This window comes from Flavobacterium sp. (assembly GCF_040379285.1).
GTDB lineage: Bacteria > Bacteroidota > Bacteroidia > Flavobacteriales > Flavobacteriaceae > Flavobacterium.
In genome coordinates this window covers 1-14,537 of the sequence record NZ_JBEILJ010000027.1, presented here as the reverse complement: position 1 = coordinate 14,537, position 14,537 = coordinate 1, and the positions used below count along the sequence as shown (strand labels likewise).

The window sequence follows — 14,537 nt, the reverse complement described above, 5'->3', positions numbered from 1 at the left end:
ATGAGTAATATCAATTTTGGAATCGACTTGGGCACGACCAACTCGGCCATAGCCCGGTATGAAAACGGGAAAATAAGCTTGTATAAAAATCCAGTAGGGTTCAAAGACACCCTGCCCTCTGTGGTGTCCTTTCGAAAAGGCCGCATTCAAATTGGCGACAAAGCTCGCGAATTGATGCTCACCCAATCGGAAAATGTCTTTGCCTCGTTCAAAAGAAAAATGGGCTCCGACAGCACATTCACGGTACCCGATTGGGAAAAACCGTTGACACCCGTCGATCTATCTTCCATGGTGTTGAAAGAGTTGGTCAATTTTACCCAACCCGAACAACCCAAGGCAGCCGTAATTACCATTCCTGCTTCCTTTGACACCATTCAAACCAACGCCACCAAAAAAGCAGGGTACTTGGCGGGCTTTGACGAAGTGGTTTTATTGCAAGAACCTATCGCTGCTTGTTTGGCCTATTCCAACAGTCAATCGATGGATTTGACCGCGGTGCAACATTGGTTGGTGTACGATTTTGGAGGCGGTACTTTTGATGTCGCTTTGGTACGAATCGACCATCGGGAATTGAAAGTATTGGACCACAAAGGCAATAATTTTTTGGGAGGTGTTGATTTGGATAATCTTTTGGTTGAAAAAATTATTTGCCCCAAAATAGAACAGGCAACGGGACAAACCCAACTGTGGAGAAGAATGCTCTCGGGTGAAGAGGCCGATTGCAAAAAACTCTATTTCGAGTTATTGTTTAAAGCGGAAGAAGCCAAAAAAGAGCTTTCGATAAAAACGCAAACCGCGATTGAATTGGACATTCCTTTTTGGGATGCTTTTCTCGATATTGACCTTAGTCGCGTAGAATTGGAGTCCGTGCTTCGGGATAAATTTGAAGAATCTTATCAACTCACCGAAGGCTTGCTGGCAGATAATACGATGCCTTTTTCGGCGATCAACCGAATTATCTTGGTGGGAGGTACTACCTATATTCCGTATATCCGAGAGCAATTGGGTTTGCGCAGCGGTATTCCTGTCGATACCCATGTCGACCCAACGACAGCCGTGGTCATCGGAGCAGCTTATTATGCAGGCGCCAAACCGTTGGAGCGTAAAGAAGTTACCGCGGCTCCAAGCACAACCCCTCAAAATGAACCCGCTGTTGAAATTGTTTTTGAACCCCACTCCAAAGACGCTGAGGAGCTAATTGCCGTTTTGATTCAATCGCCTTTTCTAGGATTCTATCGACTTACACGGGCCGACGGCGGATTTGACACGGGCGTACTTCGAGCGAGTTCAAAAATTACCGAATTTGTGCCATTGTTGGAAAAAGCCACCAACCAATTTACACTCTATCTGTTGGATGAACACCAAAATATAGTGTATCAAAATACATCCATTGCTATCACCAACGGACTCTATAACATCATGGGGCAACCCTTACCCAACGACATTTGCTTGGAAGTTGATGAAGATGCTGGAAAAACATTTATGGAACGGATTTTTAAGAAAAATGACATCCTGCCCTTAAAAAAAACCGTGTACAAAACCACGTCCAAAAATGTTTTAAAAAACTCCGACGAAAAGTTAATCATCAATATCGTCGAAGGCAATGCCGGTGGTATGATTGGGAGCAACCTCAGTATTGGATACATCGAAATTACAGGTAAAAACCTTCCCATGGATTTGATTAAAGGAATGGATATCGAACTCCATTTCAAAATCTCTGAATCCCGTGATTTGAGTGTTAGTGTTTACATTGGCGCTTTGGATTTAGAAATCAATGAAGTCTTCAACCCGCATCAACGACACGTTGCATTGGATAAAGTGGCGCTTGAAATCAATGCGGTGATAGAAGAAATTGAAGCTGAAATGAACGACTCCGAAGACGAGGAAAACTTTACCTATTTGGCGCAACTCAAGCGCATCAAAGACCATCTCATAGTGCTACACCAAGAAGCGCTAGAGGGAGCCTTTGACCAATCGACCGATCGGAAATATCAACTCGATGAAATGAAACGGTTGACCATTCAAGCCTATGATGATTTGGTGCGTCACAAGCATGTTTTGCTAGAAATCGAAGAATACCAAAAAACGCGAGAAGCATTAGAAAGCTATTTGGAAGTGGCCACACCCAAACAAAAGGAAGAATTTGAAAAAATTATCCGTAATGAAAAGGAGGTTTTACAATCGAACAATAAATACATGGTTCGTCAAAAAACAAAAGCCTTGGACGATTTGTACGACAGTATTTATATGAAGCAAGACCAGCGTTTCTACAATGCTTTTTATTACTACCGCTTCTTGGATGAAAACGAGTACACGGATACCCATAAATTCATGAAACTGGTCGCTTTGGGCGAAACGGCGATTGAACGCGAGAATATTCCGGAACTGAAAGCCATTTGTTATCAATTGTGGGATTTGTTACGGGTAAAACCGAAATCGCGGGACGAATGGGAAAACTTCGATGGCGATTTGGGATTAAAATAATTACACCGCTTCAAACCATTTGCCCGGTAAAGGACGCACTACACCTTTGAGTTCCATGTTCAACAAAAGCATCGACACTTTGGAAACTGGAAATTGACCGTGTAAAGCCAATTCATCCAAGAGCATTTTGCCCTGCTGTTGTAAAATCGTGTACAGCTGCTGTTCTTCGGTTGTTAATTCAACAAACAATTGCTTTTGAACCCCGCGCGAGTTGGATTTTGGTTCCAACTCCCAATTCAAATGGTACATTAAATCGGCGGCACTATTGAGCAAATGTGCACGCTGGGTTTTGATCAAGGTGTTACAGCCTTGACTAAATCGATCGGTACAACGCCCCGGAACCGCAAAAACCTCCCGATTGTATTCGTTGGCCCAGTGCGCAGTTATTAGCGAACCTCCTTTTTCGGCGCTTTCGATAACAATAGTGGCCTCCGACATCCCTGCAACGATACGATTTCGGCGTACAAAATTTTCCCGATCGGGATTGGCATCACTGCGAAACTCCGTTAGGAATCCGCCGCACGCTTCCATTCGTGAACGATATTTCTTGTGGGGCTTGGGATACATTTGATTGAGTCCATGCGCCAGTACGCCTATTGTTTGAAGCGCCAACTCCATAGCCGTTCGATGGGCCACAATATCCACACCATAGGCAAAACCACTAACAATAACGGGGTTAAGCGGGGCCAAATCCTCCAATAATTTTCGGGTAAAATCAATACCATACGGTGTAATTTCTCGGGTTCCCACGATGCTAATCATCCGTTGGGGATTCAAATCCATCTTACCTGATCCAAACAACAAGACAGGACCATCGTAACAATGCTTGAGACGTTCGGGATAATCCGACGCCATAAAATAATGCGCCGTATAGCCTTTTTGTTCCAAAAAAAGAAACTCTTTTTCGGCTTTTACAAACAAATCTGGACTCTTAAACTGGCGCGCTACTTGAGAACCAAGTCCTTCTATTGCGGCAATATGACGCGGTTTTGCATGAAAAACTTCGGCAGCCGAACCGAAACGTTGAATGAGTTTTTTGGCTAAAACGGAACCGATTCCGTCGACCTGAAGTAAGGCCAAGGTGGCAATTAAATCTGAATGGCGCATAAATTAAATTTGAACGACAAAAGTATAAAAAGGATTTGAAAAATGTTAACAAAGTTTGTTGATAAAATTTTGTTAGCGTCTCGAATTCTTTAAATTTGCCATTATGAAGATTGAACCATATATCACACAGTTGCTGTACCGTTACCAATGTGTTACGGTGCCGGGATTGGGTGCCTTTCTTACGGAAACCCAGTCCGCTCAGTGGCATGGGGCCGCTCAAACCTTTTTTCCGCCCAAAAAAGTAATTTCTTTTAATGCGTATTTAAAAAACAACGATGGCCTGTTGGCAAATCATATTGCGCAAACAGAGAAAATTTCCTACGAAGTGGCTGTAAACGGAATTGAACACGCCGTACACGAATGGAAACTGCGTCTTCAAGAAGTAGGAACTATCGCGTTGCGTAATATTGGTGAACTTCGCTATACGTCCGATAAAAATGTGGTCTTCACGCCCCAAGAACAAGTCAATTATTTGACCGAAGCTTTTGGACTCAGTCCGGTTATTTCGCCCGCTGTACAACGGGAAGTACTTGTGCATTTGGAAGCTATAGCACCAGAAACCGCTACGGAGGAAATACCCGTGATTCCATTAGGCACTGAAAAAACAAGCGCCCCATGGTTAAAATATGCCGCCATCTTTGTTTTCGGCGCGGGACTTTTAGGGTCGGGAGGCTATTTTGGTAACCAATACTACGAAAAACAAGTTCAAGAAGCTACTTTGGCCGTACAACAAAAAGTACAAAGCCAAGTGCACCAAAAAATTGCAAACGCTACATTTTTATTAGACAACCCTATTGAAACGCTTCCCGCTGTATCCTTGACGGTTCAGCAAGAAAAATTACCCTACCATGTCGTGGCAGGCGCTTTTCGTTTAGAGGCCAATGCCGATCGGGTTTTGTATGAACTAAAGAAATTAGGTTTCCCCGCACGAAAAATAGGACCAAATAAACACGGACTTTATCCTGTTTTGTATGGCAGTTATGCGCGATACAGTGACGCCCGAAACCAAATGGAAACGGTACAAAAATCTCATAACCCAGAAGCTTGGGTACTGATTGAAGAATTGTAATAAATCCCATTTTTTTGGGATTTTTTTTGCTTTTTACCGCACCTCAGACCTTGGTGGTTTTAGTACCTTTGCAGCAAAATTCATTCTATGACACCAAAATATCCTGCCGATTCGTTAACCGTTTTAACCGATTTAGTTCTTCCCAGCGAAACCAATCCGTTGAATAACTTGTTTGGAGGTGAACTCTTGGCACGTATGGATCGAGCGGCTAGTATTGCTGCCCGTCGGCACTCCCGTCGTATTGTGGTGACGGCCTCTGTCAACCATGTGGCCTTTAATCGCTCGATTCCTTTGGGTAGTGTGGTCACCATTGAAGCCAAGGTGTCTCGTGCCTTTACTTCATCGATGGAAATTTACCTTGACGTGTGGATTGAAGATCGAGAGTCTGGAATTCGCTCCAAAGCCAACGAAGCGATTTATACCTTTGTGGCCGTAGACGAAATGGGAAATCCCGTACCCGTACCGCCATTGGAACCTCAAACTGAGGAGGAACAAGCTCGCTTTGCTGCCGCATTACGCCGAAAACAATTGAGCTTAGTCTTGGCTGGAAAAATGAAAGCTAATGATGCAACCGAATTAAAAGCGTTATTCACTGAAAATTAATTTTCAATTTGACCTACTTCTCACTGAAAAGAGAGATCCTGTTCAAATAAACCAATGCAAAGCGCTCTTCGGGGCGCTTTTTTTATACGGCAGCAAGAACGTTGTGCCCCGATACACAAGCGGTCCCGTCATCCGTTTCAATCTGCTCCGCTACGCTCCACAGGATTTCCACTGCTACCGGGGCTGTATCGCCGTTTCTACTTTCAAAAGAAGAATAAATGAAAGCTTTCTTTACCGCCGCGACCTATCGTTTTAACCACGGCGAAGGATTGACATAACTCGCGTTTTGTGAGATCATAAACCGCAATACCGCCTTGCCGTCAGCGTCGGTTTTTACACGACCCAACGATTGCTTGGCACTCACATTTTCGCCTTCGGTAACCGATACCGAACTCAAGTTGTGGTAGATGGTAAAATAATCCCCGTGCTTAATCAAAACGGCAAATTTATTTCCAATCTTCTGAATTTGCGCTACCTCACCTTTGAAAACAGCGCGAACATTAGCGTTGGCATCAGTCGTAATGTCAATACCACTGTTATGCACCACAAGCGATTTGTACACGGGATGCGGTTGGTCACCAAACCCGAGACTAATCACCCCGCGCTCCACAGGCCAGGGCAGACTTCCGCGGTTGGCCTTGAAATTGTCGGAAATAATTTTTCCTTCGGGAGTCAACACGATTTTGGTTGAAGATTCAATTTTTTTGGTTTCCGCAGCGGTGGTGGTTTTCGGATTGGCTTTGGCTTTGGCTGCCGCAGCTTTCCGGTTGGCTTCGGCAATGGCTTCCCGAATTAATTTTTGAATTTGAGCGTCAATCTTACGCGACTCTTGTTCTTTTTTGCGAATTTCAGCAGCCAATTGTTTTTTATTCTTTTTGAGACTATTGGCTAATTTCTCTTGCTCTTGGCGTTCTTTTTCTAAATCTTCGCGTTGCTTTTGTTGCTCGGCCAAAAGAACTTCCTTTTCCTCTTTTTGTTTGTTAAGTTCCGTATAATGGTTGGCCAATTTATCGGTTTTGTCTTTAATTTCTTGTCCTTGCATTTTCCGATACCCCGCATATTGCTTCATATATTGCAAGCGTTTGTAGGCCTGAGTAAAGTTTTCTGAAGACAATAAAAACATCGCCCGGCTGTGTTGGGAGCGGCTTTTATAGGATTTGAGAATCATTTCGGCATAATCCTTTTTCAAAACGTCCAGCTCTTTTTTCAAGCGATTGATTTCGAGCTGATTCAGGTAAATATTGTCGTTGAGAATCTTGGTCTGCTTGGTGGTAGTGTTAATCAACTTTTCTTTCAGCCCTATCTTTTCCTTTTGGATGTCCAATAACTTGGTCACCGATTTCTCCTTGGAACGCACTTCTTGCAATTGGCGTTCTTTTTCGATGATCTCCTGTTGCAATTTGGCTTTGCGCTGTTCAAGCTCTTCTTGAGTGAGCTGAGCCGTTGCCAAAACCGTGCATAACAACGCGATAAGAGTACTAAACTTGTGCGACATAGGATTACTTCTTTTCAATTTCTATACGTTCAAATCCTTCAGGTACTTGATACGGAAACGTGAGCTCCTCGTTGAAGTTAACGTTTTTATATTCCACATCAATGAGGGTTTTTTGCTCTTGCAAACGGGCTTCCAACAGCATTTGCAAGGGTAAAAACTTCTCATTGGTTTTGCTGTAATCGGGATACGTGACTTGTAAAGCGCGATCCAATTGAGGCTGGTTGATTTCTTGCTTTTTGATCAAATAATTATCGCCTTCTAAATAGAAAGATTTATCGATGCCTTCGGTTTCAAGCGCTTGCAAACGGTACCATTTATCGGCGATGGACACCTTGTATTTCCCTTTGGAAAAATCATCGACGGATTTGCCCAAAAACAGACTTTGTATTTTGAAAAAATCCAAATCAGTACCCAACCAACGGCTGAGTGAAGAGTAATCCCCTTCAAAATACTTGTTCCCAATTTTATCGTAATAGCGCACCGACTCGGGAGTAATCAAGGCTTTGGCCATTGTAATTCCAAGTACACGAATGATAACCATTATTTTTTCATTCTTCTTCATCCGAATTTCGGCCATCACATTTTGCGATTGGTTGGCATCTTCAAACTTAGCTGACGCTTTGATATTTAAGGTAGTAAAATCAAGGGCGTTGACATTGTATTTGTCAATGATTTGTAGGGCTGGAATCTCATTGGTCACCGCAGCACTTTCGGCGATAGCCACTGCTTTGGATTTACACGAGGTCAATCCGAACAACAAACTCGTGCTGAGAAGATAAAAAGTATATAAAATCGAACGTTGCATTAGCGTCTTTTGGTTTTTTCTAAAAGCTGATTGGCTTTTTCAAAGTATTCATTTTTCTTTTTTGTATCACCCAAACCGGCAAAAGCCTCTCCCAATTGTAGCGTAAAATTGATTTCCAAAACCACATCATCGACAATAAAATCAAGACCCGCTTCGAGTATTTCTTTTGCTTTTTTAAACTGCTGTTGTTGGTTAAGGGCTAAACCCCAGAAATAGTACAACTGTGGCTGAGTTGGAAAAAGCTCTAATTGTTCTTCCGACAAACGCCCTACTTGATCAAACTGTAACTGATCGGTGTAGGCTTGTAGCAAAAGCAAAATACCTTCCATATCGTCTTGATGAGCGCGATGGTGCATTTCGTAATACTTTATGGCTTTGGTCGCGTTTTTCTTGGCTTGATAAAACTTTCCAATTTCTTTGGCCACAAGGATGGTTTTGTCATTATCAAAATAAGCGATGGCACGATCAAGTTCGCTTTCGTAATTGGGATTATTTTTGGTAAAAATCAAAAACTCGTTAAGAATACGATGCTTAATTTTTTTATCAATTTTATGCGAAGCCAAAACGATATGCATTGATTTCACCGCTTTGTCGCCTTCATTAGCATTCAAATGGTATTTAAACAAACTCACTTGGGCCCACTCCGAGGTGGGAATCTCTTTCTCCAATTGACGGGCCACCTCAAGCGCTTTTTCTTCTTGGTTGCTTTGTGAATAAAGGTAAATCAAAGCGATATAGTTGGCTTCATCTTTGGGGAACTTTTTGATTTTTTCGACCAAATCGTTCTTCTCCGGACCTTGGAATTTGGCGTCTTGTAGAATTTGCGCTTTATACAACTCGCGTTTTTCCGATTTCCCTACTGTCGCATTTAAACGGTTGATTAAGTCCAAGGCTTTGTCGTATTGCTGCGTTAACATATACAGTGAACACAAGTCTTCACGGTAATCGCCTTTGAATTCAATCAGTTTTTCCACGATGCTAATCGCGCGGTTATAGTCTTTGGTATCGTAACAAATATCATACATTCCCGCCCAAGCCCAACGATTATTGGGATCCATTTCGGTGACTTTTTTGAACATATCAAAAGCCTCTGGATAGCGTTTCATGAAATAGAAATTCTTGCCTTTTTCAAAATACACTACGGCATTGTTGGGTTGAATTTTTTCACATTGATTCAACGCTTCGATAGCCTTGTCGTAATTTTCAATTCCTTTTTGTTTCAACGCTTCATAATAATGGTTTTGAAACGCATCGGGTGCCAACGTCGTATCCTCAGGCTCTTGTGCCCAAAGCGTGCTGGAAATCAGAAGTGTCCAAAAACCACTATAAAGAATTCGTTGTCTCATAGGTTATTCTAAAACGGAATAGTCGCCGATACTTATGCTGGTGAAATTCCCATCAAACGAGGCATGATTGCCAATCATTGCATTATCCAAGTGCGCGTTTTTGATGTGCGCATGGGTTTGCACCAAGCTGTTTTTAATCGTGCTGTTAACCACGTGAGTTCCTTTCCCAAGAGAGACATTGGGACCCACAGTGGAATTTACCAAAATTACATCTTCTGCAATGTGACAAGGAGGAATAAGGGTACTGTTTTCCAATTTTACATTGGCAGCCACCAAAGCTTCTACCCCATCTTGATGCAAAAAGTTCAGCATTCGAGAATTGGTTTCTACGGTAACATTTTTATTTCCGCAATCCATCCACTCATCGACTTTACCAGGAACAAATTTCATGCCTTTCTGCTTCATGTTTTCCAACGCATCGGTCAATTGGTATTCACCGCCTTTTACAACGTTGTTATCGAGTAGGTATTGCAATTCCGAGCGTAAAGTTTCTCCCGACTGAAAATAGTAAATCCCAATAATGGCTAAATCGGAGACAAAGGTTTTGGGTTTTTCGACAAAATCAACAATTTGGTTTTGGTCGTTTAATTGCACCACTCCAAAAGCACTTGGATCGTCTACTTGTTTAACCCAAATCACGGCATCGGCCGACGTGTCTAAGGAAAAGTCCGCGCGAAACAAAGTATCGGCATAGGCTACAACAATCGGTCCCGTCATGCTTTCTTTGGCACATAAAATCGCATGGGCCGTACCTAACGCTTCATTTTGATAACAAATGGTACCGCGTGCGCCCAATTTTTCAGCAATAGCAATTAAGTCTTCTTCCACTTTTTTGCCAAAATCTTTATGGATAATAAAGGCAATTTCCTCAATTTTTTGGTTGATGACTTGCGCAATATCTTCTACCAAACGATGAACGATGGGTTTTCCAGCGATAGGAATTAAAGGTTTGGGTACCGTAAGCGTATGAGGTCGAAGGCGTGATCCGCGTCCGGCCATAGGGACGATAATCTTCATGGTTGTTTTTGTTTTAAGAGTTCCAATCTGAAAAAAATTCAATTAGAAAAGTGTTATGCTATTTTTTATTTATTTGACTCCAGTACTTCCAAATCCGCCCGTACCCCGGGAAGTTTCCGACAATTCGTCGACCTCAATCCATTCGGCGCGTTCGTGTTTGGCAATCACCAATTGGGCAATACGTTCCCCGTTTTCAACCACAAAAGGTTCTTGGGATAAATTTACTAAAATGACCCCAATTTCACCCCGATAATCGGCATCGACGGTACCTGGCGAATTCAATACGGTAATCCCTTTTTTGGCGGCCAAACCGCTACGGGGACGCACTTGAGCTTCGTAACCGATGGGTAATTCAATAAATAATCCTGTTTTGATAATGGCACGACCTAACGGCTGAAGCATGACGGGTTCGGACAATTGCGCCCGTAAATCCATACCCGCAGAAGCCAAGGTTTCATACGCAGGTAAGTCGTGCTCGGAGGTGTTGATAATTTTAATTTGCATAGCTTGTTATTTACGGCGAAGAATACGCAAAAGCGTCTCTTTTTCACTTCTATAAATAAAGAACAAAAATACGAGTAATAAAAGTACTTTAAGAGGATAATTATCACGAATATAATCCACATAAAATGCCAATACTGAAAACCCGATGGAAAGTCCGAGGTAACTAAAAATCCGATTAAAATCATAGGGAATGGGATACTTCTTTTTTCCCCATTGATAGGAAATAATCATCATGCTTCCATAGGCAGCGATGGTCGCCAAGGCCGATCCGTAATAGCTGTATTTTGGAATCAACAAATAATTCAGCGCCAGCGTTACCAAAGCCCCAACCAAGGAAATATAAGCCCCAAATAAGGTTTTATCAATCAGTTTGTACCATACGGATAAATTGGTGTAGATGCCCAAAAAGAAATTAGCAAACACAATTAACGGTACCACTTTAATCGCATCCCAATAGGCGGCATTAGGCACCAAAGGTTGCTTTAGTAAATCGATAAAAGCAATGACGGCCAAGGAAATAAAGGCCCCGAAAATGACAAAATACTTGGTGATGGTGGCATAGGTTTGCGGCGCATTTTCATTCCCAGCATGAGAGAAAAAGAAGGGTTCGATGCCCAAGGAATAGGCCGTTCGAAACAACACCATAAACATCCCGATTTTGTAACAGGCAGAATAGGCACCTATATCGGCTAAGGGAACGTGAAACCAATCCAATAAAATTTTATCAAAATGTTCGTTGATGGCAAAGGCAACACCCGCAAAAAGTATGGGATAGCCATAGCGCATCATTTGTTTCCAAAGCGCAAAATCAAATTGCCAACGGATTTGCGTATAATTGGGAATTAACACCAAAAAAGTCGCCAAACTAGCTATTAAATTGGCAATAAAAATATATCCAATTTGAAAGTTAGGGTAGTAAAGCGTTGCTAAAAAACCACTTGGATCACTCTTAGCCCATTGGGGAAGAAAGGCCAAAAAGAAAACGCTTAAAAGGATTTGAAGGCTAACATTTCCAATTTTGATCACCGCATATTGCATGGGTTTCCGTTCGGCGCGGAGCTTTGAAAAGGGAATAATCACCAGCGCATCAAAAGCTACGATCCAAAGCGCATAGGTAATGTATTCGACGGCAAAACCAGTGGCATGGGCGAGCGTATTTCGAAACAAAAGTGCAAGCACCAGAAACCCTAGCGTAGACCAAAAAAGCGAAATTGTACTGGTGGATATGACCTTATTTTTATCGGTTTCTTTATTGAAAAAACGGAAAAAAGCCGTTTCCATGCCATACGAGAGAAACACATTACAAAAAACGAGGTAGGAAAAAAGTACCGAAACAATACCCATCTGACTTTTATCCTCTAGATAATAGATATAAAGTGGATTAAGTAAAAAGCTAATAATCCGCGGCAAGACGGTAGCTAGACCGTAGATGAGGGTTTGTTTAAAGAGGTTCTTGTACAGACTCAAGGGTAGGAATTTTTAACAAAAATAACGATTATATAAATGCAAAAAAAAGAGCCGACAATGCCGACTCTTATTTATATCGCTAGGGATAATTAGCCTTTTAATGCTTCGGCACCTCCAACAATCTCCAGGATTTCGTGGTAATGGCAGCCTGACGCGCTTTGTTGTACGTTAACTTCAATTGGTTGCGCAATGCCGTAGCGTTGTCGGTAGCTTTATGCATCGCAGTCATACGTGCACCATGTTCTGCGGCAAAAGAATCGCGAATCGCTTTGTACAACTGAGTTTTCAATGATTTTGGAATCAATGTCAACACGATTTCTTCTTTTGTTGGTTCGAAGATGTAATCCGCACTGGCAGATTGTACCGATTCACCCGAAGCCAAAGGAAGGAATTGCTCGATTTTGATAATTTGGGTGGCTGCATTTTTAAATTGATTGTATACCAATTCAATTTTATCAAATTCGCCAGCAGCAAATTTATCCATCAAATCTTGTGCAATGGTTGCGGCATTCTCAAAGGTAAGTTGATCAAAAATAGCCGTGTTTTCACCCGCAAGCGTATTGGTCTTACGGAAAGCATCGCCTGATTTTTTACCGATCGTATAGATCGTTACTTCTTTTCCTTTGTAGCTTTCTTCCAACGCGCGGACTTGTTTGATCACATTGGAGTTAAACGCACCACATAATCCACGATTGGAGGTAATGGCTACAATCAATACCTTTTTTACTTCCCGTTGTTCGGTAAAGCTTCCACCTAAATCTCCTTCAATGGTAGCGCTAAGGTTTTGAAGTAATTCCGTTAACTTCTCGGCATAAGGACGCATGGCTGTAATAGCATCTTGCGCTTTTTTTAACTTAGCAGCAGAAACCATTTTCATCGCCGATGTAATTTGCATCGTTGATTGTACCGAGGTGATTCTATTGCGAATTTCCTTTAAGTTTGCCATTCTTGCTATTTTAAATTATAAATTCTGAATGATAAATAATGAAGACTCATTTAAAATTTATCATTCAAAATTTAAAATAATCAATTAGTATTTTGCTGCGATTTCTTTAGCTGCTTTTTCCAATACATCCGTGATGGTATCGTCAAATTTACCCGCTTTCAAAGCGTTTAAGGTATCGCGGTGTTTGTTGTTCAAATAGTCTAAGAAATCTCTCTCGAACTCTTTTACCTTATTCACTGGAACATTACGCAACAAGTTTTTAGACCCCGCATAGATAATCGCTACTTGGTCTTCCACTGTAAACGGATCGTTCACCGATTGCTTTAAGATTTCAACGTTGCGTTTTCCTTTTTCAATTACATTCAACGTGGCCGCATCCAAATCGGAACCGAATTTGGCAAACGCTTCCAATTCACGGTATTGCGCTTGGTCTAATTTTAAGGTACCCGCTACTTTTTTCATGGATTTGATTTGTGCATTACCTCCTACACGCGATACGGAAATACCTACGTTGATCGCAGGACGTACCCCTGAGTTGAACAAATCGGATTCCAAGAAGATCTGACCGTCTGTAATCGAAATTACGTTGGTAGGGATATAGGCCGAAACGTCACCCGCTTGGGTTTCGATGATCGGAAGTGCTGTTAACGAACCGCCTCCTTTAACAATAGGTTTCAAGGATTCAGGTAAGTCATTCATGTTTTTGGCGATATCGTCATCGGCGATTACTTTGGCCGCTCTTTCTAACAAACGAGAGTGCAAGTAGAAAACGTCTCCAGGATACGCTTCACGTCCTGGTGGACGACGTAACAACAACGACACCTCACGGTAAGCTACCGCTTGTTTTGACAAATCATCATACACAATCAAAGCTGGACGTCCTGTATCACGGAAGTACTCTCCGATAGCTGCACCAGCCATAGGAGCATATACTTGCATTGGAGCTGGGTCAGAGGCATTAGCGGCTACAATTGTAGTATACGCCAAAGCACCTTTTTCTTCTAATGTTTTAGCGATAGCTGCCACGGTAGAAGCTTTTTGACCTACAGCCACGTAGATACAATATACGGGTTGACCTGCGTCAAAAAATTCTTTTTGGTTCAAAATGGTATCGATACAAACGGTTGTTTTTCCGGTTTGACGGTCACCGATAACCAACTCACGCTGACCACGACCTACTGGAATCATAGCATCAACCGCTTTGATACCTGTTTGAAGAGGTTCGTTTACAGGCTGACGGAAAATTACCCCCGGCGCTTTGCGTTCCAATGGCATTTCATACAACTCACCGCTGATCGGTCCTTTTCCATCGATAGGATTTCCTAGCGTATCCACAACACGTCCCACGATTCCCTCACCGACTTTCAAAGAAGCGATACGTTGGGTACGTTTTACGGTTGAACCTTCTTTGATTCCCGTTGAGGGTCCTAAAAGAACCACCCCAACATTGTCTTCCTCAAGGTTCAATACAATCGCCTCAAGTCCGTTATCAAACTGCACTAACTCGCCGTATTGTGCATTGGATAACCCGTAAACGCGTGCGATACCATCCCCCACTTCGAGTACGGTTCCTACTTCTTCCAAAGAAGCTCCCGATTCAAAACCGGTTAGTTGTTTTTTAAGGATTGCTGAAATTTCAGCAGGTTTAATTTCTGCCATAATATTTATGATTATCTACCTATATTTATATTAAC

Annotated in this window: 11 protein-coding genes and 1 pseudogene; 3 read left to right on the top strand and 9 right to left on the bottom strand. The window is 42.2% G+C overall.

Annotation, left to right across the window (positions count from 1 at the left end):
• The gene (locus ABWO12_RS07250) at nt 1-2,484 is read left to right on the top strand and encodes an Hsp70 family protein (RefSeq protein WP_353088088.1); all 2,484 of its coding nucleotides are present in this window, start codon (nt 1-3) and stop codon (nt 2,482-2,484) included.
• On the opposite strand, the gene dprA is transcribed toward ABWO12_RS07250, so the two are convergent.
• Complete coding sequence (dprA, locus tag ABWO12_RS07245; RefSeq protein WP_353088087.1) at nt 2,485-3,591, bottom strand: DNA-processing protein DprA; 1,107 nt, start codon at nt 3,589-3,591, stop codon at nt 2,485-2,487.
• A 103-nt stretch (nt 3,592-3,694) separates the two neighbouring features.
• On the opposite strand from dprA, the gene ABWO12_RS07240 reads away from it, so the two are divergent.
• Together ABWO12_RS07240 and ABWO12_RS07235 are read left to right on the top strand one after the other, a co-directional pair.
• Nucleotides 3,695-4,660 carry an HU domain-containing protein gene (locus ABWO12_RS07240; protein ID WP_353088086.1) on the top strand — a complete coding sequence of 322 codons (966 nt, stop codon included), beginning with the start codon at nt 3,695-3,697 and terminating at the stop codon, nt 4,658-4,660.
• Nucleotides 4,661-4,747: 87 nt separating this feature from the next.
• Complete coding sequence (locus ABWO12_RS07235; protein ID WP_353088085.1) at nt 4,748-5,263, top strand: acyl-CoA thioesterase; 516 nt, start codon at nt 4,748-4,750, stop codon at nt 5,261-5,263.
• A gap of 244 nt (nt 5,264-5,507) precedes the next feature.
• Here ABWO12_RS07235 and ABWO12_RS07230 read toward each other — a convergent pair whose 3' ends face one another.
• The 8 genes and pseudogenes from ABWO12_RS07230 to atpA form a co-directional block, all read right to left on the bottom strand.
• Nucleotides 5,508-6,758 (bottom strand): murein hydrolase activator EnvC family protein, encoded by a 1,251-nt coding sequence (locus tag ABWO12_RS07230; RefSeq protein ID WP_073360341.1) that lies wholly within the window; start codon nt 6,756-6,758, stop codon nt 5,508-5,510.
• Nucleotides 6,759-6,762: 4 nt separating this feature from the next.
• Nucleotides 6,763-7,563: a lipoprotein insertase outer membrane protein LolB1 gene (gene lolB1 / locus ABWO12_RS07225; protein ID WP_353088084.1), complete on the bottom strand. Its 801-nt coding sequence runs from the start codon at nt 7,561-7,563 to the stop codon at nt 6,763-6,765.
• Complete coding sequence (locus tag ABWO12_RS07220) at nt 7,563-8,909, bottom strand: tetratricopeptide repeat protein (RefSeq protein WP_353088083.1); 1,347 nt, start codon at nt 8,907-8,909, stop codon at nt 7,563-7,565. The genes lolB1 and ABWO12_RS07220 overlap by 1 nt, the downstream gene beginning before the upstream one ends.
• Nucleotides 8,910-8,912: 3 nt before the next feature.
• Nucleotides 8,913-9,926 (bottom strand): sugar nucleotidyltransferase, encoded by a 1,014-nt coding sequence (locus ABWO12_RS07215; RefSeq protein ID WP_353088082.1) that lies wholly within the window; start codon nt 9,924-9,926, stop codon nt 8,913-8,915.
• Between the two features lie 69 nt (nt 9,927-9,995).
• The gene (gene dut, locus ABWO12_RS07210; RefSeq protein WP_353088081.1) at nt 9,996-10,430 is read right to left on the bottom strand and encodes a dUTP diphosphatase; all 435 of its coding nucleotides are present in this window, start codon (nt 10,428-10,430) and stop codon (nt 9,996-9,998) included.
• 6 nt (nt 10,431-10,436) lie between these two features.
• Nucleotides 10,437-11,897 carry a lipopolysaccharide biosynthesis protein gene (locus tag ABWO12_RS07205; protein WP_353088080.1) on the bottom strand — a complete coding sequence of 487 codons (1,461 nt, stop codon included), beginning with the start codon at nt 11,895-11,897 and terminating at the stop codon, nt 10,437-10,439.
• Between the two features lie 89 nt (nt 11,898-11,986).
• A pseudogene (atpG, locus tag ABWO12_RS07200) lies at nt 11,987-12,843 on the bottom strand (ATP synthase F1 subunit gamma).
• Nucleotides 12,844-12,927: 84 nt separating this feature from the next.
• On the bottom strand, nt 12,928-14,502 hold the full coding sequence (atpA, locus tag ABWO12_RS07195) for a F0F1 ATP synthase subunit alpha (protein ID WP_353088079.1): 1,575 nt from the start codon (nt 14,500-14,502) through the stop codon (nt 12,928-12,930).
• Between the last annotated feature and the right edge of the window lie 35 nt (nt 14,503-14,537).